Annotated in this window: 23 protein-coding genes; 4 read left to right on the forward strand and 19 right to left on the reverse strand. The window is 54.0% G+C overall.

Annotated features, from left to right (window positions below; translation table 11 throughout):
• Positions 1 to 15: 15 nt before the first annotated feature.
• Positions 16 to 759, reverse strand: a complete 744-nt coding sequence (gene cysQ / locus CMR03_RS07805) for a 3'(2'),5'-bisphosphate nucleotidase CysQ (RefSeq protein WP_063877398.1) — start codon at positions 757 to 759, stop codon at positions 16 to 18.
• A 294-nt stretch (positions 760 to 1053) separates the two neighbouring features.
• Here cysQ and CMR03_RS07810 point away from each other — a divergent pair, with 294 nt between their 5' ends.
• Complete coding sequence (locus CMR03_RS07810) at positions 1054 to 2994, forward strand: bifunctional 2',3'-cyclic-nucleotide 2'-phosphodiesterase/3'-nucleotidase (RefSeq protein WP_096011241.1); 1941 nt, start codon at positions 1054 to 1056, stop codon at positions 2992 to 2994.
• 35 nt (positions 2995 to 3029) lie between these two features.
• Here the strand turns inward: CMR03_RS07810 and bamJ are convergent, their stop codons facing one another.
• Positions 3030 to 3650, reverse strand: coding sequence for a BamJ family beta-barrel-assembly machinery protein (gene bamJ, locus CMR03_RS07815; protein WP_063877400.1), 621 nt, complete (start codon positions 3648 to 3650; stop codon positions 3030 to 3032).
• Between the two features lie 220 nt (positions 3651 to 3870).
• On the opposite strand from bamJ, the gene CMR03_RS07820 reads away from it, so the two are divergent.
• A complete protein-coding gene (locus tag CMR03_RS07820; RefSeq protein ID WP_156506640.1) occupies positions 3871 to 4536 on the forward strand; it encodes an OapA family protein in 666 nt (221 codons plus the stop codon).
• 368 nt (positions 4537 to 4904) lie between these two features.
• Here CMR03_RS07820 and rplI read toward each other — a convergent pair whose 3' ends face one another.
• From rplI to yjfP, 5 genes are all read right to left on the reverse strand, one after another.
• Entirely contained in the window at positions 4905 to 5354 is a 450-nt protein-coding gene (gene rplI / locus CMR03_RS07825; RefSeq protein WP_006120926.1) for a 50S ribosomal protein L9, read from the reverse strand.
• 39 nt (positions 5355 to 5393) lie between these two features.
• Complete coding sequence (rpsR, locus tag CMR03_RS07830) at positions 5394 to 5621, reverse strand: 30S ribosomal protein S18 (RefSeq protein ID WP_000135199.1); 228 nt, start codon at positions 5619 to 5621, stop codon at positions 5394 to 5396.
• Between the two features lie 4 nt (positions 5622 to 5625).
• On the reverse strand, positions 5626 to 5943 hold the full coding sequence (priB, locus tag CMR03_RS07835) for a primosomal replication protein N (RefSeq protein ID WP_013027390.1): 318 nt from the start codon (positions 5941 to 5943) through the stop codon (positions 5626 to 5628).
• Positions 5944 to 5949: 6 nt separating this feature from the next.
• Positions 5950 to 6345: a 30S ribosomal protein S6 gene (gene rpsF, locus CMR03_RS07840; RefSeq protein WP_063877403.1), complete on the reverse strand. Its 396-nt coding sequence runs from the start codon at positions 6343 to 6345 to the stop codon at positions 5950 to 5952.
• A gap of 273 nt (positions 6346 to 6618) precedes the next feature.
• Positions 6619 to 7368, reverse strand: a complete 750-nt coding sequence (yjfP, locus tag CMR03_RS07845) for an esterase (protein WP_096011242.1) — start codon at positions 7366 to 7368, stop codon at positions 6619 to 6621.
• A 156-nt stretch (positions 7369 to 7524) separates the two neighbouring features.
• Between yjfP and CMR03_RS07850 the strand changes: the two genes are divergently transcribed.
• Entirely contained in the window at positions 7525 to 9456 is a 1932-nt protein-coding gene (locus CMR03_RS07850; protein ID WP_096011243.1) for a methyl-accepting chemotaxis protein, read from the forward strand.
• A gap of 57 nt (positions 9457 to 9513) precedes the next feature.
• Positions 9514 to 9840 (forward strand): biofilm peroxide resistance protein BsmA, encoded by a 327-nt coding sequence (bsmA, locus tag CMR03_RS07855; protein ID WP_063877406.1) that lies wholly within the window; start codon positions 9514 to 9516, stop codon positions 9838 to 9840.
• Here the strand turns inward: bsmA and CMR03_RS07860 are convergent.
• From CMR03_RS07860 to mutL, 12 genes are all read right to left on the reverse strand, one after another.
• Positions 9814 to 11442, reverse strand: coding sequence for an isovaleryl-CoA dehydrogenase (locus CMR03_RS07860; protein WP_096011244.1), 1629 nt, complete (start codon positions 11440 to 11442; stop codon positions 9814 to 9816). The two genes, bsmA and CMR03_RS07860, sit on opposite strands and share 27 nt — an antisense overlap.
• Positions 11443 to 11527: 85 nt before the next feature.
• Positions 11528 to 12262: a 23S rRNA (guanosine(2251)-2'-O)-methyltransferase RlmB gene (gene rlmB, locus CMR03_RS07865; RefSeq protein WP_096011272.1), complete on the reverse strand. Its 735-nt coding sequence runs from the start codon at positions 12260 to 12262 to the stop codon at positions 11528 to 11530.
• 68 nt (positions 12263 to 12330) lie between these two features.
• On the reverse strand, positions 12331 to 14766 hold the full coding sequence (gene rnr, locus CMR03_RS07870) for a ribonuclease R (protein WP_096011245.1): 2436 nt from the start codon (positions 14764 to 14766) through the stop codon (positions 12331 to 12333).
• Between the two features lie 16 nt (positions 14767 to 14782).
• Complete coding sequence (gene nsrR / locus CMR03_RS07875) at positions 14783 to 15226, reverse strand: nitric oxide-sensing transcriptional repressor NsrR (RefSeq protein WP_063877409.1); 444 nt, start codon at positions 15224 to 15226, stop codon at positions 14783 to 14785.
• Between the two features lie 222 nt (positions 15227 to 15448).
• Complete coding sequence (locus CMR03_RS07880; RefSeq protein ID WP_063877410.1) at positions 15449 to 16747, reverse strand: adenylosuccinate synthase; 1299 nt, start codon at positions 16745 to 16747, stop codon at positions 15449 to 15451.
• A gap of 165 nt (positions 16748 to 16912) precedes the next feature.
• The gene (locus CMR03_RS07885; RefSeq protein ID WP_013027400.1) at positions 16913 to 17113 is read right to left on the reverse strand and encodes a DUF2065 domain-containing protein; all 201 of its coding nucleotides are present in this window, start codon (positions 17111 to 17113) and stop codon (positions 16913 to 16915) included.
• Positions 17114 to 17168: 55 nt separating this feature from the next.
• On the reverse strand, positions 17169 to 18173 hold the full coding sequence (hflC, locus tag CMR03_RS07890) for a protease modulator HflC (RefSeq protein ID WP_063877411.1): 1005 nt from the start codon (positions 18171 to 18173) through the stop codon (positions 17169 to 17171).
• A gap of 3 nt (positions 18174 to 18176) precedes the next feature.
• The gene (hflK, locus tag CMR03_RS07895) at positions 18177 to 19409 is read right to left on the reverse strand and encodes an FtsH protease activity modulator HflK (protein ID WP_096011246.1); all 1233 of its coding nucleotides are present in this window, start codon (positions 19407 to 19409) and stop codon (positions 18177 to 18179) included.
• A 165-nt stretch (positions 19410 to 19574) separates the two neighbouring features.
• A complete protein-coding gene (hflX, locus tag CMR03_RS07900; RefSeq protein ID WP_096011273.1) occupies positions 19575 to 20855 on the reverse strand; it encodes a ribosome rescue GTPase HflX in 1281 nt (426 codons plus the stop codon).
• 75 nt (positions 20856 to 20930) lie between these two features.
• Positions 20931 to 21245 (reverse strand): RNA chaperone Hfq, encoded by a 315-nt coding sequence (gene hfq / locus CMR03_RS07905; protein WP_096011247.1) that lies wholly within the window; start codon positions 21243 to 21245, stop codon positions 20931 to 20933.
• Positions 21246 to 21349: 104 nt separating this feature from the next.
• Complete coding sequence (miaA, locus tag CMR03_RS07910; protein ID WP_096011248.1) at positions 21350 to 22300, reverse strand: tRNA (adenosine(37)-N6)-dimethylallyltransferase MiaA; 951 nt, start codon at positions 22298 to 22300, stop codon at positions 21350 to 21352.
• On the reverse strand, positions 22293 to 24137 hold the full coding sequence (mutL, locus tag CMR03_RS07915) for a DNA mismatch repair endonuclease MutL (protein WP_096011249.1): 1845 nt from the start codon (positions 24135 to 24137) through the stop codon (positions 22293 to 22295). Before mutL ends, miaA begins: the two co-directional genes overlap by 8 nt.
• Between the last annotated feature and the right edge of the window lie 19 nt (positions 24138 to 24156).

The raw sequence follows: 24156 nt of genomic DNA on the forward strand, positions 1-24156 counted from the left end.
GCCTCCCGCACTGCATCAAAACAGTGAAACGCGAAAGCCCGGGTTAAGGAAAGACTCACGCGGCGCGTAGTCCAGCGTTCTTCCCTGCCAGTCATGTACGTGCGCACCCGCAGCAGCGGCTACGGCATGGCCCGCACCCGTATCCCAGATGTTGGTTGGCCCAAAACGCGGATAGAGTTGGGCTTTCCCTTCAGCCACCAGGCAAAACTTCAAGGAAGAACCGGTCGCAACCGTCTGGTGTTCACCCAGTTGCTTCAGGTATTCCTGCATCTCTTCATCGTCATTATGTGAACGACTCACCACCACTAACGGCGGACGCGCATCAAGCACATGAATTTGCTGTCGCTCTCCGTTCTCTTCTTTCCAGGCTTTGCCCTCTGCGGCGGAATACATCACGCCCAGTGCGGGCGCGTAAACCACGCCCATGACCGGCTTACCCTGCTCAATCAATGCGATGTTCACGGTAAACTCACCGTTACGTTTGATAAATTCTTTGGTGCCATCCAGCGGGTCGACCAGCCAGTAGCGCTGCCAGTGCTGGCGGACATCCCAGCCAGGCGGATCTTCTTCTGACAGGACCGGGATATCCGGCGTCAGCCGTTTTAGGCCCGATACAATCACATCATGAGCGGCCAGGTCTGCCGCCGTGACAGGAGAATCATCCGCTTTGTGGGAAATCTCTGCCGGAACAGAACCGTTGTAGACCTGCATAATCGCGTCGCCTGCTTCACGCGCCAGTTGGCTTATTTGCTCTAACATTTTTCACCTCATGTATGCGAATGCTACGCGTTAACTGTCATACCCATTGGAGTACAGTCTAGCAGCTTCATGCTTACCGCTGATTTCAGGCAAACATTCTGAATCATTTTTCAGCTATATCAACACAATAGACAGAAATAGCAACGATCTTATTCGGCTTAAGCGATGAGATCGACGGCCCGAGCGCGACGGATGGCAGGCTCAAAACGTTACATCCATCACGATTTAATCTGCCCTTTCATCAGACTTTTACATTATTTTTGTAGCCTTGATCTTTTAGCTTTGGGAGAGAGCATGTTTAAGGCGGGAATGATGTTACTGGCGTTGAGCGTTTCAGTTGCAGTACAGGGAGCCACCGTGGATTTGCGCGTGCTGGAAACAACCGATCTGCACAGTAATATGATGGACTTCGACTATTACAAAGATACGCCCACAGAAAAATACGGTCTGGTGCGCACGGCGTCGCTGATCCATGCAGCACGTCAGGAAGTCACCAACAGCGTATTAGTGGACAATGGCGACCTTATTCAGGGCAGTCCCTTGGGCGACTATATGGCAGCCAAAGGACTTAAACAGGGCGATGTTCATCCGGTCTATAAAGCCATGAACACACTGGACTATAGCGTGGGTACGCTGGGCAACCATGAATTCAACTACGGCCTGCCCTATCTGCACAAGGCACTGGCGGGCGCGCGTTTCCCCTATGTCAATGCAAACGTCATCGATCTTAAAAGCGGCAAGCCGCTTTTTACCCCTTATCTGATTAAACCCACTCGCGTGACCGATCGTGACGGGAAAACGCATACTTTGCAGGTAGGCTATATCGGCTTTGTTCCCCCGCAGATTATGGTGTGGGATAAAACTAACCTGCAGAACAACGTTCGGGTAGATGACATCACTGAAACCGCACGCCGCTACGTGCCAGAAATGCGAGCAAAAGGCGCGGATGTGGTTATCGCCCTTGCCCACTCGGGCCTGAGCAGCGAACCCTATCAGGCGATGGCCGAAAACTCTGTCTACTACCTCAGCGAGGTTGCAGGCATTGATGCCATTATGTTTGGTCATGCGCATGCCGTGTTCCCGGGCAAGGAGTTTGCCGGGATCAAAGGTGCGGATATCGAGAAAGGCACACTAAACGGTATTCCTGCGGTGATGCCAGGCATGTGGGGCGATCATTTGGGTGTGGTAGATCTGGTGCTAAACAACGGTGATGGTCGCTGGCAGGTCACTGGCGGTACAGCACAGGCGCGCCCCATCTATGACACCGCCCATAAAAAATCGCTGGCCGCTGAAGATCCCGCACTGGTTAAGGTTCTGAAAGACGATCATCATGCTACCCGCGAATTTGTAGCTCAGCCCATCGGCAAATCGGCTGATGTGATGTACAGCTATCTGTCACTGGTTCAGGACGATCCGACCGTACAGATTGTGAATAATGCGCAGCGTGCCTATGTTGAACATTTTATTCAGGGCGATCCCGACCTGGCGAAGCTGCCGGTGCTGTCAGCGGCGGCCCCCTTTAAAGCCGGCGGGCGCAAGAACGATCCTGCCAGCTATGTGGAGGTCGAGAAAGGCAACCTGACGTTCCGTAATGCGGCCGACCTCTATTTGTATCCCAACACCCTGGTGGTGATGAAAGTCAGCGGCGAACAGGTGAAAGAGTGGCTGGAATGCTCTGCGGGCCAGTTTAATCAGATCGATCCTGCCAGCAGCCGGACGCAGCCGTTGATCAACTGGGATTTTCGCACCTATAACTTCGACGTTATCGACGGTGTCAGCTATCAAATTGATGTGACACAACCGGCCCGTTACGACGAAGAGTGCAAACTGATCCATCCTGATGCTTCACGCATTAAAGATCTGCGCTGGCAGGGGAAACCTGTCGATCCTAAAGCGACCTTCCTGGTGGCGACCAATAACTACCGTGCCTACAGCGGAAAATTTGCCGGAACAGGCGATAAGTACATTGCTTTTGCCTCGCCGGATGAAAATCGCGCAATACTGGCGGCTTATATCAGTGCAGAAACCAAAAAGAATGGCGAGGTCCGTCCGCAGGCCGATCATAACTGGCGACTGGCCGCGATACATAGCGCACAGCCTCTTGATATTCGTTTTGAGACCGCACCTGGCGATAAAGCAACTCGCTTTATTCAGCAGTATGCGCAATATCCGATGAAGGCAACAGGGAATGACGAGACGGGATTTGCTATCTGGCAGGTAAATCTACAACAGTAAAATACCTAAGGGCGGCACGGTGCCGCCCTTATCCTTTACAGGATTTCCAGCAGTTCAACTTCAAAAATCAGGGTGCTGAACGGCGGAATGGAAGCACCGGCACCGCGCTCACCGTAAGCGAGGTCGTGCGGGATCACCAGTTCCCACTTAGAGCCAACAGGCATCAGCGTCAGCGCTTCGATCCAGCCTGCAATCACGCCAGTCACCGGGAATTCAGCGGGTTCGCCACGGGCAACGGAGCTGTCGAATACGGTGCCGTCAATCAGTTTGCCGGTATAGTGCACACGTACGCGGTCCTGACGGGAAGGAATCGCGCCTTCGCCCTGGGTAATCACGCTGAACTGTAAACCTGACTCGGTGCTGCTGACGCCTTCACGCTGGGCATGCTGCTGCAGGAAAGCCTGGCCTTCTGCGGCCATCGCTTCCACGCGCTCACGACGCACGCTTTCAGCCCGCTCATGAACTTCACGCAGCGCGCGGTGAACCACATCAACAGGCACCGCGGGTGAGTTCCCTTCCAGCGCGTCGCGCAGGCCCGCGAGCAGTGCTTCTGGCTGCAGCCCCTGCAGACCAGACTCCAGCAGCTGCTGGCCAACCTGTAAACCAATACCGTAACTTGCTTGTGCTTCGACGCTGTCGAAAGAAGGGGTAGTCATCTTCGTTCCTTTCACTCTCGGATATAGTAAGACGGGCAGCATAGCAGCGCAGGCCGCTGGCGTAAAATCCGCAGCGTCGTAGATGACTTTTGCTGGCGAAAGAGAAACAATACGCAGGTCAAATTTATCAATGCTGGCAGGCACTTCGCGTCCACATTGCCCATACTGTATAAGTGACACGTTTCCCCTTATCAGTGGCACAATAAGAAAGAGAGAAAATATGGGCCAGATTGCCCCTCGTCGCCGCAGGATGCTCGCACGGCGTATGTTAACCCGGTTACAAGCTCGACTGCCGCAACGAAAGCAGCCGCAAGGTGCCGGAGCGGAGGAACCCGATATGACTTCAGACGTCCCGTCTCGCCTGCCAAACTGGCTGTATCGCCTCTGGCATTTTACAGACGATATTCGCTGGATGGACCCGTTGCCGGCGTTGCACCGCCGTGGAATTGTGATTGCCGTATTCATCCTGTTGCTGGCCTTCCTCTGGCCGTCCAGCACACCGCAGTATCCGGTAGAGCGTCCCGTTACCCCCTCGGCTGAAAAAGAGGTACCGATGCAGGCGGACATTTATGATAACAAACCCGCTAAATCCACCTCCCAGCCGGAGGCAAAAGCCGATTCGCAGGGCGACTGGCGTAGCTACCAAATCGCCTCCGGGCAGACGCTGGCGCAGCTGTTCCGCGACAATAACCTCCCGGTTAATGACGTGTTTGCGATGGCGCGCGTGGAGGGCAACGGTCAGCCGCTCAGTACGCTGAAAGAAGGTCAACAGGTGAAAGTACGTCGGGATGCGAAAGGTGTGGTAACAGGATTAACGCTGGATGGTACGAACGGCCCGGTGCTGTTTACCCGCCAGCCAGACGGCAGCTTTCTGCGCGTGGAATAAGCGACAACCGGTGGCGAAACGCCACTGGATGGGCGCTAACACGGTTGTTTGATGTTCTTTACCAGCACGCTTCCCACGCAGACCCGCAGCGCAAGTAAAGACAGGATGATTTCAGCCTCGGCAGGAAAGCGCGCCGGGCGCAGCGTTCCGGCTACAGGAACAGAGACAGAGACAGAGACAGAGACAGAGACAGAGACAGAGACAGAGATTTGGCACCCGGTTGGCCAACAATAAAATAGCGCTGCATTCTGTGTTGAACATGTCGATGCTTGTGCGGTGCGGCAAGCGGGCAAAAGGAAGGTTATTCAGGGCTTAAAACAAAAACGCCGACACAAGTGTCGGCGTTCAGGTGCGGCAGATTAATAAAATTAACCTGCTACTACGTTCACGATCAGTTTCGCGAATACTTCGCTGTGAACCTGGAAGTCCACTTCGTGCTCACCGGTGGTGCGCAGAACGCCGTTCGGTAAACGAACTTCGCTCTTAGCCACGTCAACGCCAGCTGCAGTTACAGCGTCAGCGATGTCGCGAGTACCGATGGAACCGAACAGTTTACCTTCATCGCCTGCTTTAGACGTGATGGTAACGGTGCCCAGTGCGTTGATTTTTTCTGCGCGCGCATTTGATGCTGCCAGAACGTCAGCCAGTTTGGCTTCCAGTTCTGCACGGCGTGCTTCGAAGAATTCAACGTTTTTCTTGGTAGCAGGAACAGCTTTACCCTGTGGAACCAGGAAGTTACGAGCGTAGCCCGCTTTAACGTTAACCTGATCACCCAGGCTGCCCAGGTTTGCTACTTTATCAAGCAGAATAACTTGCATTACCTTATCCTCTTAAAGTCGTTAATGGACAGTTGCCGATTACTGATGACGATCAGTGTACGGCAGCAGAGACAGGTAACGCGCGCGCTTGATAGCACGAGCCAGCTGACGCTGGTATTTTGCGCGAGTACCAGTGATACGGCTTGGTACAATCTTGCCGCTTTCAGTGATGTAGTTTTTCAGCGTTGCGATATCTTTATAATCGATCTCTTGAACGCCTTCCGCGGTGAAACGGCAGAACTTGCGACGACGGAAATAACGTGCCATTTGGCTAGTCTCCAGAATCTATCAATTCAATCTGCTCGGCATGTAACACCATTTTACTCTGACCATTTCGCGCCTGATGGCAGCTGATAAAGCCTTCGAGAATGAGTTGCGTGCCGACCGTTATATGTTGAGTAATCACCTGATGGGCGCTGCCGCTAATAATAACAGGCATTCGACACCAGGCTTGCCGGTGAAATCCGGCCTCCTCCTGCACCGAGTTGTGCTCAAGCACGAACTGACAGTGCGGAATTCCTGACGGGCTAATTTTCCGAACTGGCGTCTTACACACAGTGCCAGACAAGCGCAGCCGATTAACCGTCACGATGGATTACTCTTCAGAATCCCCAGCATCTGAGTCATCAGCGGATTCGTTAGCAAAATCTTCGCGGCGCTCACGACGCTCGTCTTTCGCTTTAACCATCGGTGATGCTTCAGTTACCGCGTTTTTAACGCGCATAACCATGCTACGGATAACGGCGTCGTTGAAGCGGAAGTTCGTTTCCAGCTCATCGATCGCTTCCTGCGGCGCTTCTACGTTCAGCAGAACGTAGTGTGCTTTGTGCAGTTTGTTGATCGGGTAAGCCAGCTGACGACGGCCCCAGTCTTCCAGACGGTGGATCGTGCCCTCTGCACCAGTGATAGCACCAGTGTAACGCTCGATCATGCCCGGAACCTGTTCGCTCTGGTCAGGATGAACCATAAATACGATTTCGTAATGACGCATCGAAATTGCTCCTTACGGATTATTCAGCCTCCTGTCAGGGTCAGCTGCGGCCCACGGAAGCAAGGAACGTTATAGGTTGTGAATCATTGAAATGACACACACCTCTGAATGCAGCTGAAAAATTGACGCGTAATCATACTGGCGACGCCGGACAAACTCAAGCGGGGATTTCATGTAAATGGCCAGAAATCGCCCTGTTCCCCGCCCTTTTGTGCGGAAAGCGGGAACAGGGCAATAAACCGTGGCAGACGCAGGAGGTGATGGCGTTGACGGCTACAGCTGACGCTTAAAAAAGCTGACCAGCGCGGTCAGGCCCGACGGCGTGATTTTGTGGCCGATATGCTTTTCAGACAAGGTGATCAGATGAGCATCAAGCCCCTGTTCGCGCAGAGCGCGATCCAGCCGCTGGGTTTCCGCGAAAGGCACCACTTCGTCAGCCTCGCCGTGCCATAACAGGAGCGGCCGGTTCGCAAGATTCGGCAGACGGCTTGAAGGATCATACTCCGCCAGCGGAGCCATGCGTTTCGTGAACAGGGCTTTCTGCTCTTCGCTCGTCACCGTGACGGGAGGGAAAAGCGTCTGGCTGAGCTGCATAAAATAGCCGGAACCCATCATACAGGCGACGCTGTGAATATGCGGATAGCGCGCCATAATGCCCAGCGCCGTCATGCCGCCCATGGACGCGCCCGCCACGGCAAGACGTTCACCGGCAATCAGATCGTCGGCGCGCAACGCCGTTTCTATCAACGGGAATTCATCGATGTTCTGTTTAAGAATGTCCCAAAAATGCGTAAACCGCGTGTCGGCATCGCCATTGTAGCGCGCGCCGTGCATATCGGCGTCGGGCATTAGCGCACGAAATCCCGCCTGTGCCAGTGCCACAGCAAAGTAGGCGTACACCTCTTTCGACGAGGTAAAGCCATGATAAAACACTACCGTTGGCAGTCGCTGCTGGCGCTGGCCCGCAGGTGCCGCATGCAGACATTCAATACCTGCAAACCTTTCCGTGGTGAGTTCTATCATTTTGTCTCCTGAAACAGGGGCTGATTAGGACGCCTCGCCAGCAAACATAAGCCGGGTGAGGGTTTTCAACATTACAATAGTAATAATTTCTTAACTAAACATTTCCGCTGCGCTGCCGTTGTTAATGCATATTTGACAAGAAAACAAAGGTATTCTATGAAACGTTTCTCTCTTAGCCGCACTAGCCTCGGAGTGAAGCTGTGCGTCATAACGTCCTTCAGTGTAGGCGTTTTGTTGTTGGCTTTGACACTTATTCAAAGCCAGAATGCTTCACGCCAGCTGGAAAGTCTTGCCGTAGATGACATGGTCAATCAGGTGCAGGGCATCACTGAAATGACGTCCATGTTTAATGCGACGCTGACCCAGGAAGTGGGCAACTACACTCAGCTCTTCGTCAGCTTTTTACCTAAGCGCTTCAGCCGTGATGAAACCTCACGTATTCAGGTTGGTGAGTTTTCCACCCCGACGCTGCGCGCCGGACTTAAAACCCTTAACCTTGATCAGACTGCCGTTGATGATTTTACAGATCGCACCGCGGCAGTCGCCACCATCTTTGTCCGTGATGGTGATAATTTCATCCGGATTTCAACCTCACTGAAAAAGCAGGATGGTAGCCGGGCGATCGGTACCCAACTGGACCGCGCCAGTGCCGCCTGGAAAAGCGTGACGAAGGGGGAAACCTACCGCGGACTGGCCACCTTATTTGACCACCGCTACATCACCCAGTACCAACCGATAAAAGACGACAGCGGCACCGTCATCGCGATTTTATTTGTCGGCGTACAGATCGACAAACAGTATGGCCTGATTCGCGAAAAAGTGCTGGCTCGCCGTCTTGGCGATAGCGGACATTTTTATGTGCTAAACGGCTCGCCGGGCGCAGCGCAAGGTCAGTATCTGTTTGATAAACAGAACGAAGGCAAACGTCCAGACTGGCAGGATAGCGTCATGAAGCAGCTGCTGACCCAGCCCGAGGGCGTGCAGCAAGCCGAGATCGACGGTGAAGCCAGGATGCTGGCCTGGCAACAGTTGCCCGGCTGGAACTGGATTGTGGTCGGTGAAGTTAACCGTGACAGCCTGCTGGCACCGGTTATTCACAGCCGAAATATGTTTCTTATCACCGGACTGATTCTGGTGTTGCTGTTTGCCCCCTGCTTTGTCTGGTACAGCCGCCGCGCCATCACGCGCCCATTGCAACAGGTTATTCACTTAGCCGAGCAGTATGCCGCCGGTAATTTGCTGGAGCACCTGGACACCAGGCGCCATGACGAAGTTGGCCAGTTGATTAACGCGATCAACGGTATTGGCGAAGGTCTGGAGAAAATTGTCGCTCAGGTTCGCAGCGCCGCGCAGGAGATCAGCGACGGCACGGATACGATTGCGGCCAGCAGCCACAACATTAGTGCGCAGATTGGACGCCAGGCCAGCAGTGTCGAAGAGACATCGGCCAGCATGGAGCAGTTTGGTGCAACCGTTGAGCACACCGCCGATAGCCTGCGTCAGGCGATGTCTCTGGTCGCCGAAGCCAGCGGTATCGTGAATAACGGCAACCAGACGGTGACGCGCTCGGTCAGTACCATGTCGGCGATTAACGTATCGTCGCAGAGCATTGCTGACATTACTCATGTCATTGAGTCCATTGCGTTCCAGACCAATATTCTGGCCCTGAATGCCGCCGTTGAAGCCGCGCGTGCAGGTGAACACGGTCGCGGATTTGCCGTGGTGGCCGCCGAGGTGCGCGCGCTGGCACAGCGTTCGGCTCAGGCAGCAAAAGAAATCGATACGCTGATTGCGACCTCGATACGTCACGTCGCGGAAGGTCATACGTTATCCGAGCAAACCCGGGATGCGATGAGTAATATCGTGACGCATATTGAGCAGGTACAGGCATTGATGGGTGAAATTAACGTGGCCGCGCAACAACAGTCGGCGGGCATTGGTCAGGTTAACCTGGCGATGAACCAGATTAGCCAGGCGACGCATCAAAATAGCGAGTTGGTGGCACAGGCAGAACAGACGGCGCAGAGCCTGAGTGACAAAGGTCATCATTTGACACAGTTAGTCAGCGTGTTCTCAATCAAGTCGTGATGATTGCGAGCCAGTGGCTTACACTTGTCCTGTTAACATGACTGCCAGGAATCTGCTATGCGTTACGCTCTGTTACTGACGTTAAGTCTGTTTTTAAGTGGCTGCTCGCTGTTCCAGGATACGCCAAAAGCCCCGCCCGCGCCGACTGGCGAGGCGCAGTCCATTACCCGTGCCCAAAGTTACGGTTTACCGAAGCTGGGTACCATTAGCGCCAGCGTACGCGGCTCGCCCGATGACGCGGAGCGCGCCATTGCCGCGCGCGCCAACCAGGCCGGTGCCGTTTACTATCAGATTCTGATGGTTGATGAGACGATCACGCCAGGCATCTGGTACACGACCGCTATCCTGTATGGCGCCTCACCTGCCGCTGGCGCGCGCCAGTAACCGGTCAGTCAGTGGGCCCTCGAGTAAGCGCATACCGCGCCTGTCGAGCCACTGACTGCACCACGCATCCGCCAGCAAGGGCTCGGCATGCTTCAACAGCTGCGTTGCCGTTGCCAGATGCAGCAGATTTTCGCTGAGTTCGCGGGCCTGAACCTCATCAATTTTCCTCAGGCCCAGGGCTAACTGTCGCCAACTGCGATCGAAATGGCGATTACATCCTTTCACTGCGTCAAATTCCTGTTTGAGCATGTCCAGCATGCCGCCCTGTTTGGTCAAAACCCGCAGGACGTCCAGGCACATCACGTTGCCCGATCCTTCCCAGATGCTGTTTACCGGGATGTCACGATAGAGGCGAGGCAGTTCACTCTCTTCGCAGTAGCCTGCACCGCCCAGCATCTCCATCGACTCGGCGATAAAGGGCGAGCCCGCTTTGCAAATCACGTATTTTGCCGCTGGGGTAAATAACCGGGCAAACGCCGCCTCATGTGCATCGCCCGGCGAGGACCACGCGCGTGCCAGCCGCATCAGCAGTGCCGTTTGCCCTTCTAACTGCAAAGCCTGACGTGCCAGCACTTGCCGCATCAGCGGCTGATCCACCAGATTTTTCCCCATAACCTGACGCTGATGCGTGTGATAAAGCGCGACGGAAAAGGCGCGGCGCATTTGGCCGTGGCTGCCCAACGCGCAGTCAAAACGCGTCATGCCCGCCATCTTGAGGATCAGGCGCACGCCGTCTCCCTCGTCGCCCAGCAGCCAGCCGGTCGCCTCTTTGAACTCAACCTCGCTGCTGGCGTTGGATCGGTTACCGAGCTTGTCTTTTAGCCGCTCAATGAAAATGGCGTTACGAGATCCATCCGGCAGTAAGCGGGGTAAAAAGAAGGCGCTTAGCCCCTGTTGGGTTTGCGCAAGAATCACATGCGCATCACTTTGTGGCACAGAGAAAAACCATTTGTGGCCGACGATTCGATACGCTTCGCCACTTCCGCGCCCATTAAGAGGCTCCGCACGCGTCGTATTGGTCAGCACATCGCTGCCGCCCTGCTTTTCGGTCATGCCCATGCCAATCAGCAGTCCACGCTTTTGATCGCCCGAAACCGCATGCGTATCATAATGATCGCTGAGTAAAGGATCGATCCAGGATTCAAAATGGGCAGGCAGATAGCGCTGTAGCAAGGGAATCGCAGCGTGGGTCATGGTCACCGGGCAGAGCGTCCCGGCCTCGACCTGGGCATGTAGAATAAACCGGGCCGCACGGGCCACACTGGCATTGGGTAGTACGTCGGGCTGCCAGCTAAGGTTATGCAGGCGGCTGGCGCAAAGGCCCTGCATCAGTAAATGCCAGGCCGGATGAAAGCGGACGTCATCCAGCCTGACACCGCGAGCGTCGTAACGATGGAGTTCCGGCGGACAGGCATTGGCGAGCCTGCCCAGCTCCAGGGATTCGGCGCTGCCCAGTTGCCTGCCCACCGACGCCAGCCATTCACTGTCCCATCCGCCGCCTTCACGTAACAGTGCGTCACAGAGGGGAACATCGGACAGAAACAGGTTGCTGTTACTGAGGGGAAAAGGTTGATTGAAAACGGTGTGCGTTGTCCAGGTCATAACGGCTCCTCGCGGATGTCACCCACTTAGTATGTAAGGTGCGTTACCATTATGACCTGACAGAGAAACGAATTTGCGGCAGCGATCACGCGTTGCGCTGACGTACCGCTTCAAACAGACACACGCCAGTGGCGACTGAGACATTGAGGGATGAAACGCTTCCGGCCATCGGAATGCTGATCAACTCATCACAATGCTCACGTGTCAGGCGGCGCATACCTTCACCTTCTGCGCCCATCACCAGCGCCATCGGGCCGGTCATCTTGCTTTGGTAAACGGTATGGTCTGCTTCGCCGGCGGTGCCGACAACCCAGATGTTATATTCCTGCAACAGGCGTAAGGTGCGCGCCAGGTTCGTCACCCTGATCAGGGGAACGTTTTCGGCAGCACCACTGGCGACTTTTTTCGCGGTCGCGTTCAGCGGTGCGGAGCGATCTTTGGGAACAATCACGGCATGGACACCGGCAGCATCGGCGCTACGTAAGCAGGCACCGAGGTTGTGCGGATCGGTAACGCCGTCCAGCACCAGCAGGAATGGCTTCTCCAGGCTCTGTAACAGGTCGGGCAGATCCCCTTCCTGATACTGGCGGCCGGGCTTCACCCGCGCCACAATCCCCTGATGCACGCCGCCTTCTACCTGGCTGTCCAGCCATTTACGGTCGGCCAGCTGAATCACGATCCCTTGAGCTTCTAACGCGGTCACCAGCGGTTGCAGGCGACGATCGTCGCGGCCTTTGAGAATAAAGACGTCCTGGAAACGCTGAGGATCGCGTTCCAGCAGTGCCTGCACGGCATGGATACCAAAAATAATTTCGCTCATCAATCTGCTCAGTGGTTGGAAATGAATGGATAACAGCCCCTGCGCGCTTGCAGGGGCTGATGTGCGCATCAGGCAGGCTTCGCCTTCTTCGCGGCACGCCTGGCCTTAGTGGCGGCGGCGATTTTACGGGTTTTCTCTGAAACTTTTTTACTTTTTTTCTCAGTCCGGGCCTCGGCAGGCTTACTGCTGCTGTTGCGGAAGGCTGAATCCGGCTCGAAATTGGTTTTACGGCTGGCCTGGCGACGATGTTTTGTCGGCGCTTTGCCATCACGCTTCGCCTTATCCCGTTCGGTTTTGCCTTCACCACGAACCTGGCGCTTACTGGACACCAGCGCAAAGTCGATTTTACGCTCGTCCATATGGACCGCTTCGACCCGCACTTCAACGGTATCACCGAGACGATAGGTACGACCGCCGGATTCACCAATCAGTCGCTGTCCTACGGGATCGAAACGATAGTAATCGTTGTCCAGCGTCGAGACGTGAACCAGCCCGTCGATAAACAGATCGCTAAGGCGCACAAAGAAGCCGAACCCGGTTACGCTGGAGATCACGCCATTGAAGACGTTGCCCACCTGATCCTGCATAAAGTCGCACTTCAGCCAGTCCGCAACGTCGCGGGTCGCTTCATCGGCACGGCGCTCGGTCAGGGAACAGTGCTGGCCCAGCTGCAGCATTTGCTGCATGTCGTAGTGGTAACCGCCGGTTTCCGTGGTCAGCCCTTTCACTTCGCCCTGCTCTTTTGCCAGCAGATACTTGATGGCGCGATGCAGCAATAAATCCGGATAGCGGCGGATTGGCGAGGTAAAGTGGGCATAAGAGGACAGCGCCAGACCAAAGTGGCCGCGGTTTTCTGGATCGTACACCGCCTGTTTCATGGAGCGCAGCAGCATAGTTTGCAGCATTTCCGCATCCGGACGATCGGCAACCTGCTTCAGCAGCGCGGCATAATCGATCGGTTGTGGTTTATTACCGCCCGGTAAGCTCAGGCCCAGCTCATTCAACACGGTGCGGAAGCTCTTGATGCTGTCATCGCTTGGACGATCGTGATCGCGGAACAGCGCCGGCTCCTGGTGCTTCTCAACGAAACGCGCGGAGGCGATGTTCGCCAGAATCATGCACTCTTCAATCAGCTTGTGAGCATCATTACGCGAGGTACGCTCGACGCGTTCGATGCGACGTTCCGCGTTAAAAATAAATTTCGCTTCTTCGGTTTCAAATGAGATTCCGCCGCGCTCTTCACGCGCGGTTTCCAACACCTGATACATGTTGTGCAGTTCCTGCAGATCTTTCACCAGCGGCGCGTATTGCTCGCGCAGTTCCGGATTGCCCTGCAGGATATTCCAGACTTTGTTGTAGGTCAGACGTGCGTGGGAATTCATCACCGCTTCGTAATGTTTAAAGCCGGTAAGCTTACCTTTTGACGACACGGTCATTTCGCACACCATACACAGGCGATCGACCTGTGGATTCAGTGAACACAAACCGTTCGACAGCACTTCTGGCAGCATCGGAACGACCTGCGAAGGGAAATACACCGAGGTACCGCGCTGCTGCGCTTCGTTATCCAGCGGTGTACCGGGGCGCACGTAGTAACTCACATCCGCAATGGCAACCCACAGCCGCCAGCCGCCACCGCGTTTTTTCTCGCAGTAGACCGCATCATCAAAGTCACGCGCATCTTCGCCATCAATGGTCACTAACGGCAGATCGCGCAGGTCAACGCGGCCTTTTTTCGCCGATTCTGGTACTTCTTCATTCAGTTTGCCAACCTGCGCCTCAACTTCTGGCGGCCAGTTGTGTGGAATCTCATGGGTGCGCAGTGCCATATCGACCGCGAGGCTGGTGCCCATGTCATCGCCCAGAATCTCGGCGATTTTGCCAATCGCCTTCGAGCGACGCGTGGGACGCTGCAACAGTTCGACCACCACCACGGAGCCCATACGGGCATTCATGGTTTCTTCAGGGCCAATCAGGATGTCGAAGCTGAGACGACTGTCGTCTGGCACCACAAAACCGACACCTGCGTCCGTAAAATAGCGGCCGACGATCTGATTGTTACGCGGTTCCTGCACCCGCACCACGCGGGCTTCACGACGACCTTTGCGATCGGCACCCAGTGGCTGAGCGAGAATCACATCGCCATGCATACAGAATTTCATCTGTTCAGCCGACAGGTAGAGGTCATCCTTTTGTCCTTCTGCACGGAGAAAGCCATAGCCATCACGGTGACCAATGACTTTTCCACGAAGCAGATCGAGACGTTCTGGCAGGGCATAACACTGGCGGCGGGTAAAAACTAACTGACCGTCACGTTCCATCGCACGTAGACGACGGCGCAAGGCTTCGAGGTGCTCTTCTTCCTGCAGGTTCATCTCTTGTGCCAGCTCTTCACGGCTGGCGGGTTTTTCTCGTTTTTCTAACAGAGCCAGAATAAATTCACGGCTCGGAATAGGGTTTTCGTACTTTTCAGCTTCTCTGTCCAGAAAAGGATCTTTTGACATTAGGGTTCCTCCGATGTCATTTAATATTCATTGCCACCGGCGGTTCGGACAATATAATTTCATATAAAGGTGTATTACCTTCCACTAAATCTGCCAGCGTATAGCCATCCAGCTCCTGTAAAAACAGCTGCACGGCATCATGTAAGGCCTTTTTGAGGCGGCAGGCAGGCGCGATGGAACAGGTCGTGCAATCGACTAACTGTAGTGGCTCCATTTTGCGTACCACTTCACCAATCACGATGTCGCTGGCGCGCATTCCCAGCCGAATACCACCGTTTTTGCCCCGGATGGCCGAGACAAACCCTGCACGACTAAGCTGATTGATAATTTTGACCATATGATTACGCGATACGCCATACGTATCGGTGACTTCAGAAATATTGGTCAGCCTGCCTTCAGGCAAGGTGGCCATATAGATCAGCGCCCGCAGGCCGTAATCGGTAAAACTTGTTAGCTGCACAGTGACCTCAGTCAATCATCCGGTGGCACGTCTATGCTCGCCCGTCCTGCTTTTTATTTCAATATTGAACTGGCTCTTACGTATCGAGCTACGATGATAAACCAGACTGATGACGGCTGTGTATTTTTTTCAGCCAGTGAAAGGTTTGACAAGCGAAGGGGCATTTAGTGGCATTAAATAACATAAAAAACAAAGGCCGGACAATGTCCGGCCACAGGATGATTAGGCGTTGAAAGGATCGCGCAGAATCATCGTTTCGCTGCGATCGGGACCTGTTGAAATAATATCAATCGGTACACCCGTCACGTCTTCTACGCGTTTAATGTAGTTACGCGCGGCCTGAGGCAGGCCTTCCAGCGTTTTGACACCAAAAGTGGTTTCGCTCCAGCCCGGCATGGTTTCATAGATCGGCTCAATGCCTTCCCAGTTTTCCGCTGCCAGCGGCGTGGTGGTGACTTCGCTGCCGTCAGGCATGCGGTAAGCCACACAAATTTTCACTTCTTTCAGACCGTCCAGTACGTCCAGCTTGGTCATACAGAAGCCGGAGAGCGAGTTGATCTGCACGGCACGGCGTACCGCGACCGCATCCAGCCAGCCTGTGCGACGACGGCGGCCAGTTGTGGCACCAAATTCGTTACCCTGCTTGCAAAGGAACTCACCGGTTTCATCGAATAACTCAGTCGGGAACGGACCTGCACCCACACGCGTTGAATACGCTTTAACGATACCCAGCACGTAATCCACATAGCGTGGACCAATACCTGAGCCGGTCGCAACGCCACCTGCAGTGGTATTAGAGGACGTGACATAGGGATAAGTACCGTGGTCAATATCCAGCAGTGTCCCTTGCGCGCCTTCGAACATAATCAGATCGCCACGCTTGCGCGCCACGTCCAGCAGTTCAGAAACGTCAACGACCATACCGGTGAGAATGTCGGCAACCGCCATCACATCACTCAGCACTTTGTCGTAGTCAACGGCTTCTTCTTTGTAGTAATGCACCAGCTGGAAGTTATAGAGATCCATGACTTCTTTCAGCTTGGCGGCGAAGGTTTCTTTATTAAACAGGTCGCTGACGCGCAGTGCACGACGGGCAACTTTGTCTTCATAAGCCGGCCCAATACCGCGGCCTGTTGTACCAATGGCTTTCGCACCGCGCGCTTTTTCACGCGCCATATCCATGGCCACATGGTATTGCAGGATTAACGGACAGGCTTCAGAAATCAGCAGACGTTCGCGTACCGGAATCCCACGCGCTTCCAGGCCTTTCATCTCTTTCATCAGAGCTTCAGGTGAAAGCACCACACCGTTACCAATAATGCTGGTCACGTTGTCGCGCAGAATGCCAGAAGGGATTAAGTGGAGTACGGTTTTTTCACCGTTGATGACAAGTGTATGGCCCGCATTGTGGCCGCCTTGATAACGCACAACGTAATTAGCGCGCTCAGTCAGAAGGTCTACAATCTTACCTTTACCTTCGTCACCCCATTGGGTGCCCAGTACGACGACGTTCTTACCCATTTCTCAAAATCACCGATTGCTTAAAAAAGGATTCTACCATCTGATTTTGCGGTTTTCAGCACTTTTAGCATACGATTGCGCGCTTTTTTGCCTGGGTTTTGATCACTACAACATCCAGGGGTAAAAACAAGGCTGAGATACCATTCAGACGGCGATACTGACCCATTACAGCTCGCCATGCAGCCGCAACATACAATAGATCACCATACCTGCCACCACTAAGCCACCGCCAAACCGATGTAACAGGCGATCGGGTAGCTGCGTCATGCTCAAAATCACCCGTCGCCACAGCCGTGGCATAAACATCGGCCCCAAGCCCTCAAGCACCAGCACTAACGCCAGTGCCATCCAGATATTCACGTTCATACTGCATCCAAAAAAAAGGCCGACAACATTGTCGGCCTGTTAGTTATATCAGTTCTTAACGCGTGGCGTTAGAAGGTGCCTTCATGTAGCGGAAGAAGTCGCTATCCGGGCTCAGTACCATCACATCCTGATTGTCATTGAAGCTGTTTTCATACGCGCGCAGGCTGCGGATAAACGCATAGAAATCCGGGTCCTGACTGAATGCGTTGGCAAACAGCTTCGCAGCTTCTGCATCACCATCACCGCGGGTAATCAATGCCTCACGCTGTGCTTCTGCAAGCGTACGGGTAACCTGGTAATCGGCCTGAGCACGAAGTTTTTCGGCCTCTTCCTGACCCTGCGAACGCTGGCTTCGTGCAACGGCTTCACGTTCTGCACGCATACGGTTAAAGATCGCATCTGACACTTCTGTTGGCAGATTGATCTGTTTAATCCGCACATCAACCACCTGAATGCCTAACGCCGCCATACTGTTTGGATTTGGCGCAGGCTCACTGCTGTTGGTTTCACGCTCGACACGCGCGGCCGCACTGGCGATAGCATTATCCGCTGCAGGCGTGGCCACTTCATCGTCGCCCCCCGCCGTGCCGGTATTCAACGCATCACGGACATCGGTGGTTAAACGCCCACGGGAATCGGTCACGATGTCTTTGACATCAAGACGTCCCATCTCTGAACGTAAACGGTCACTGAATTTGCGTTTCAGCAGCACTTCGGCCTGAGAAACATCACCACCGCCGGTCGCCAGGTAGTAACGACTGAAATCGCTGATGCGCCACTTAATGTAAGAGTCCACGATCAGGTCTTTCTTCTCTTTGGTCACAAAGCGATCGGCCTGGTTGTCCATGGTCTGGATACGCGCATCAAGCGTTTTCACCGTTTCGATAAACGGAATCTTGAAATGCAGACCCGGCGCAAACACCTGCGGTTTGTTTTCGCCGTCGCGCAACACTTTACCAAAGCGCAGAACAATGCCTCGCTCACCTTCCTGTACCACGAACAGCGACGCATAAAGTGCCACCAACGCGATAATGATTAGTACAATTACTGGCTTACGCATTGATTACTCTCTCCCTTCGCGCTGGGTATCGTTGCGCTGAGCATTAGCCCGACGCTGATCCATGATGCTGTCTGGACTGTATGACGAGGTGTCACTGCGGCTGGCACTGCGATCGCCAAGCGATGGCAATGTTGAGCTGCTTTTCTGTCCACTTTTCGCGGATGAAGACTGACCGCCACGCATCAGTTGATCAAGAGGCAGGACCATGAGGTTATTACCACGGTCGCTTACCAGCACTTTCCGTGTATGGCTCAGTACGCGCTCCATGGTCTCAATGTACAGGCGCTCTTTAGTGATTTCTGGCGCAGCTTTGTATTCAGGTAAAATCTTGGCAAAACGCGCCACTTCACCCTGAGCTTCCAGAACCGTACGCTCTTTATAAGCGCGCGCTTCTTCCAGAACACGTTGTGCCCGACCGTTCGCACGCGGCTGAACTTCGTTGGCATAGGCTTCGGCTTCACGTACGTATTGCTCACGGTTTTCACGTGCGGCAATCGCATCGTCAAAGGCAGACTTCACTTCTTCCGGTGGACGTGCCGCCTGGAAGTTGACGTCAAGCACCGTGATGCCCATATCGTACGGACGAATGGTTTCGTCGATTTCACGTTGCGTTTCGCTACGCACGACCGTACGACCTTCAGTCAAAATACGATCCATGGTAGAACGGCCAATCACGCCGCGCAGGGCGCTGTCGGTGGCCTGGCGCAGGCTGTCATCAGCACTGGTCACAGCAAACAGATAGCGTTCAGGATCGGTTACGCGATACTGCACGTTCATTTCAACGCGCACGACATTTTCATCCGAGGTCAGCATCACGCCAGACGCGGCCAGTTCGCGAACGGCCTCGACATTGACGGCACGAACCTGATCGATAAAGGTCGGTTTCCAGTTCAGGCCGGGCTCGACCAGGTGGCTGAACTTACCAAAGCGAGTAACGACGCCGCGCTCCGCTTCTTTAATGGTGTAAAATCCGCTCGCGGCCCAGATGACGATGGCCGCCACGGCGACGATGCCAAAAATTTTGCCGCTACCGCCGGCACTGCGCTGACCGTTATCACCTTTTTTGCCACCACCGAATCCGCCGAGCTTTTTGCTCAGTTTACGGAAGATATCATCCAGATCAGGAGGCCCAGATTCCTTACCTCCCTTATTCCCCCCAGAGTTGCCGCCTTGATTATTGCTGCTTCCCCACGGGTCGCGGTCCTGTCCGTTATTTCCGGGCTGATTCCACGCCATGTCATTACTCCATTTATAGTTTTAGCGGCTTACCCGTTGTATTTGATATTGTCACAGCGCGGGTTGTGCTCCTTGCCTGACCGTAAGCAAAATCGCAGTCAGAGATGAATCAACCCACACCGCACGACAACATAAAATCCTCAGAGTAAGTTCGATTTGGCAATATCAAACAATATAACTGGTCAGCGACGGCTCCTGCTTGCATAAGCGGCGCCAGTCAATAATCGGCATTCGCACATGCAAACCAACACTGCCGTCTTCTTCATTCCACTCTTTTTCAATCGCCTGCAACTGGTAGAAGCGGCTGCGTAAGCGACCCGCATCCGGTGGCAGACGTAAATCATACTGCGCAATCTCACCTGACAGTCGCTCGGAAAGCGCCTGCCATAATAAGGGAATACCGACACCGGACTGCGCGGACAGCCACACGCGAACCGGCATATTGTCTTCATCACGGTCAATGCGTGGCTCGAAACCGTCCAGCACATCGATCTTATTCATGATCAATAGCGTGGGGATTTCATCAGCTTCGATTTCTTCCAGCACCTCATTAACCGCATCGATATTTTCGTTAACCCGCACATCGGCAGCATCGATGACGTGCATCAGCAGTGTGGCCTGACGCGTCTCTTGCAGAGTGGCTTTAAAGGCGGCAACCAGGTCGTGCGGAAGATGGCGAATAAAACCGACGGTATCGGCCAACACCACTTCGCCCACATCGGCAACGTTCAGCCGACGTAGCGTCGGGTCCAGCGTTGCAAAGAGTTGATCCGCGGCATAGACATTGGCAGACGTGATGGCATTGAAGAGGGTAGATTTACCGGCGTTGGTGTAGCCCACCAGTGAAACGGTCGGCACATCGGCTTTGGCACGCGCCTGTCGTCCCTGCTCGCGCTGTTTCTCAACACGTTCAAGACGCGACAAAATTTGGCTAATGCGCCCACGCAGCAAACGGCGGTCAGTTTCTAACTGGGTTTCACCCGGGCCACGCAGGCCGATACCGCCCTTCTGGCGTTCAAGGTGAGTCCAGCCACGTACCAGACGTGTTGCAAGGTGACGCAACTGCGCCAGCTCAACCTGCAATTTACCTTCATGGGTACGCGCGCGTTGGGCAAAGATATCAAGAATAAGGCCAGTGCGGTCGATAACACGGCACTCGCACAGGCGCTCAAGATTACGTTCCTGAGCGGGCGTTAAGGCATGATCGAAAAGGACGACCGATGCTCCACTTGTTTTTACCGCATCGGCAATTTCAACGGCCTTTCCTTCACCGACAAAATACTTGGGATGTGGCGCTTTACGACTGCCGGTAATAACCTGCAGTGCTTCAACGCCAGCAGAAGACACCAGGGTTTCGAATTCCTGTAAATCTTCCAGCTCTTTGTCTTGGGAGAACCAGATGTGTACCAGTACGGCCTGCTCACCGGCATCATAACGGTCAAACAAGCTATAACCTCGCTTATATAAAAAGACCAGGACGGAAAGCATGACGCTTTCCGATCCTGGTGAAACGGTGCCGCTTTACTCTGCGTTATCACCGTCTTGTTGTGGCTGCGACTGAGCAGAAGTGCTGCTGCCGCTATGATGGTAATTATTGCTGCTGCCACCGCCAGGATTATTGCTATGGTGAGAAACCGGGCGTGAAGGCACAACGGTAGAAATGGCATGTTTATAAACCATCTGACTTACCGTGTTTTTCAACAAAATTACGAACTGATCAAAGGATTCAATCTGACCTTGCAGCTTAATACCGTTGACCAAATAAATCGAAACCGGAACACGTTCACGACGCAGTGCGTTCAGAAACGGGTCTTGTAATGATTGCCCCTTAGCCATTCTATCTTTTCCTTATATGCTTGTTGTTTGTTGCTTGTAGAACACAGTGGTTCTGAAAAAAACTGCGTAAAAATTTGCGCACGTAACTTGCCAATTGTACACAATCACCCATGCTTCGCACTAACAACCTTCAGTACTGTATCACGCGCTAAGTGAGGTTCATCACTGTCTAGCCAGTGAATATTCTCCCAACCACGTAACCAGGTCATCTGGCGTTTAGCGAGTTGCCGGGTTGCGCAAACTCCCCGATAAACCATTTCGTCGTAATCGATCTCGCCAACTAAATAAGACCACATCTGGCGATAGCCAACACAACGAATGGAAGGCATATCCGTATGCAAATCACCTCGTGCAAACAGGGCCCGAGACTCCGCTTCAAATCCTGACGCCAACATCTGCTCAAAACGCAATGCGATGCGCTGATGCAACAGCTCGCGACTCGCGGGGGCGATAGCAAACTGATGGACATCGTAGGGTAACGCTTCACCAGAAATTTTTGTCAGTTCCGTTAAAGTTTTACCCGAAATAAAAAAAACTTCCAGTGCTCGCGAAAGTCTCTGCGGATCATTCGGATGAATACGACTGCCTGCGACCGGATCAATTTCGCAAAGTTGACGATGTAAAGCTTCCCAGCCTCTTTCATTCGCCATTTGCTCTATTTTTTGACGAACCTCCGGATCGGCCGAGGGCAGCGGCGACAATCCTTCAAGTAACGCCTTGAAGTAGAGCATAGTTCCACCAACAAGCAACGGAATTCGTCCATGCTGAACGATATCCGCCATTTCTGCTAACGCATCACGTCGAAACTCTGCCGCCGAATAGGCTTCAGCCGGATCGCGAATGTCCAGCAAACGATGAGGCGCCTGTGCCAGCTCTTCAGCAGAAGGTTTTGCCGTACCGACATCCATCTGACGATAAATCAAAGCCGAATCAACGCTGATAAGCTCTACAGGCAAGAGTTTGCGCAGTTCAATCGCAAGTGCGGTTTTACCTGACGCTGTAGGCCCCATCAAAAATATTGCCTTAGGCCGGCCAGCCTGGTTCAGTTCACTCATGCTTCAACGCGTTTACCGCGCTCTCAATCTCGATGGCTTGTACTAAGCCAGAAGGTGGCGATTTAAGTAACTGCGGACAAAGCCTTTCAAGCTCAGCCAACAGGGTAATCGCCTGGGAGTGATTCCAGTTTTGAGGCTCTGCATCTTCACGTCGCGCCAGCCACTGGGCCAGTTGCGTAGCAGAGTTCTCTTGCTGCCGGGCGAGATAGCCTAACAGTTCAGGAATCAAGATTTGTAAATTTTGTGTTCGTAACGGTAAAGGCACCGCCCGCAAAATAATGTGGTCACCCTCAGGGTGTAAATCAATGCCCATCTGATTAAGCAGGCTCAGATTTTCCTGGGCTGCTTTGCGTTCGGCAGGGGCGATTTTTAAGCGCACCGGAATCAACAGCGGCTGTGATTTCAGCCCACTTTCGCGGGGTTCTAGCTGTGCCTGCTTTAACCAGCGGGTCGCCACAGGCAGCGCCATCAGCAGTAAACTCTGGTCCTGTTCAAGCAGGGCATATTGCCCGTCAAGCACGGTTAACACACGACCAAAGCTATGGGAATGGGCCGCCAAAGGCGGTGCGGCACTGACTGGCGCACGTGCCGCAGGCTCTGCACTTTTTGCTGCAGGTGCACTGGCAGGCGTTTTCAGCAGTTGCTGGTAAACCCGGCCTTCGCGCTGACTGTATCCCGGCTCTTTGCTTTGCCAGGCGGGAGCTGCCGATGCCGATGGCCCGGCAGCCTTCGCCGTGACAGCCGGCTGGCTAAAATGGTTGCCGCCCGCCGCCTGACGGTTTTCTTGCTGCCAGCGCGGAGACGGTTCTTCCGCCTGCAACGTCGGCAGGACGGGCGAGGCACTTTCCTGCAACACACTCATCACGCCCTGATAGATGAAGTCGTGCACCAGACGCGACTGATGAAAGCGCACTTCGTGTTTTGCCGGATGCACATTCACATCCACCTGATGAGGATCTATCTCTAAATACAACACGTAGGCAGGTTGTTGGTCATCCTGCAGCTGGCTCTGAAACGCCTGGCGAATGGCATGATTAATCAGCTTGTCACGCATCATGCGACCATTCACATAACAGTACTGTATATCGCTCACCTGACGCGACCCGGCCGGATCGGCAACCCAGCCGCGTAACGCCAGATCATCATGCTGCCACTCAATGCGAAGCGCATGCTGCATAAATGTCGTGCCGCAAATCGCCCCCAGCCGACGCTCACGTTGCCCTTCATCGTTGACAGCCCGGTACTGACGCATCAGTTTGCCGTTATGGCTCAATGAGATAGCAACATCAAAGCGCGCCAGCGCGATGCGTCGGATCACTTCATCAATATGACCAAATTCGGTTTTTTCGGTGCGCATAAATTTGCGACGAGCCGGCGTGTTGTAAAACAGGTCGAGCACTTCCAGCGTAGAGCCACAAGGATGGGCGGCGGGTTTAACGGTAACCGCCATATCACGCCCTTCGGCGTAGGCCTGCCAGGCTTCGGTTTGTTCGGCCGTGCGCGATGTCAGGGTCAGGCGAGAAACCGAACTGATACTGGCTAAGGCTTCACCGCGAAAGCCCAGACTCATGATGGCTTCAAGATCGTCCAGCGAAGCAATTTTACTGGTGGCATGGCGAGCCAGCGCCATGGCCAGTTCGTTCTTTGCAATCCCACAGCCGTTATCGCGGATACGAATCAGTTTTGCGCCGCCCTTCTCAATATCCACATCAATGCGCGTTGCACCTGCATCAAGGCTGTTTTCCACCAGCTCTTTGACAACCGATGCGGGACGCTCAACCACTTCTCCGGCGGCAATCTGGTTAGCAAGTTGCGGCGGCAAAATTTGTATTGGCATGCTGGATATCCTTGTGGCT

It is taken from the genome of Pantoea allii, from assembly GCF_002307475.1.
Lineage (GTDB): Bacteria > Pseudomonadota > Gammaproteobacteria > Enterobacterales > Enterobacteriaceae > Pantoea > Pantoea allii.

Coding starts and splice junctions, on each gene's coding strand:
- bsmA (WP_063877406.1), top strand. CDS start 9,514: ATGCGTTACGCTCTGTTACTGACGTTAAGTCTGTTTTTAAGTGGCTGC.
- rnr (WP_096011245.1), bottom strand. CDS start 14,766: ATGTCAAAAGATCCTTTTCTGGACAGAGAAGCTGAAAAGTACGAAAAC.
- CMR03_RS07850 (WP_096011243.1), top strand. CDS start 7,525: ATGAAACGTTTCTCTCTTAGCCGCACTAGCCTCGGAGTGAAGCTGTGC.
- miaA (WP_096011248.1), bottom strand. CDS start 22,300: ATGAGTGAACTGAACCAGGCTGGCCGGCCTAAGGCAATATTTTTGATG.
- cysQ (WP_063877398.1), bottom strand. CDS start 759: ATGTTAGAGCAAATAAGCCAACTGGCGCGTGAAGCAGGCGACGCGATT.
- CMR03_RS07885 (WP_013027400.1), bottom strand. CDS start 17,113: ATGAACGTGAATATCTGGATGGCACTGGCGTTAGTGCTGGTGCTTGAG.
- bamJ (WP_063877400.1), bottom strand. CDS start 3,650: ATGACTACCCCTTCTTTCGACAGCGTCGAAGCACAAGCAAGTTACGGT.
- hflC (WP_063877411.1), bottom strand. CDS start 18,173: ATGCGTAAGCCAGTAATTGTACTAATCATTATCGCGTTGGTGGCACTT.
- CMR03_RS07810 (WP_096011241.1), top strand. CDS start 1,054: ATGTTTAAGGCGGGAATGATGTTACTGGCGTTGAGCGTTTCAGTTGCA.
- CMR03_RS07880 (WP_063877410.1), bottom strand. CDS start 16,747: ATGGGTAAGAACGTCGTCGTACTGGGCACCCAATGGGGTGACGAAGGT.
- rpsR (WP_000135199.1), bottom strand. CDS start 5,621: ATGGCACGTTATTTCCGTCGTCGCAAGTTCTGCCGTTTCACCGCGGAA.
- mutL (WP_096011249.1), bottom strand. CDS start 24,137: ATGCCAATACAAATTTTGCCGCCGCAACTTGCTAACCAGATTGCCGCC.
- hfq (WP_096011247.1), bottom strand. CDS start 21,245: ATGGCTAAGGGGCAATCATTACAAGACCCGTTTCTGAACGCACTGCGT.
- CMR03_RS07820 (WP_156506640.1), top strand. CDS start 3,871: ATGGGCCAGATTGCCCCTCGTCGCCGCAGGATGCTCGCACGGCGTATG.
- hflK (WP_096011246.1), bottom strand. CDS start 19,409: ATGGCGTGGAATCAGCCCGGAAATAACGGACAGGACCGCGACCCGTGG.
- rplI (WP_006120926.1), bottom strand. CDS start 5,354: ATGCAAGTTATTCTGCTTGATAAAGTAGCAAACCTGGGCAGCCTGGGT.
- rpsF (WP_063877403.1), bottom strand. CDS start 6,345: ATGCGTCATTACGAAATCGTATTTATGGTTCATCCTGACCAGAGCGAA.
- yjfP (WP_096011242.1), bottom strand. CDS start 7,368: ATGATAGAACTCACCACGGAAAGGTTTGCAGGTATTGAATGTCTGCAT.
- CMR03_RS07860 (WP_096011244.1), bottom strand. CDS start 11,442: ATGACCTGGACAACGCACACCGTTTTCAATCAACCTTTTCCCCTCAGT.
- rlmB (WP_096011272.1), bottom strand. CDS start 12,262: ATGAGCGAAATTATTTTTGGTATCCATGCCGTGCAGGCACTGCTGGAA.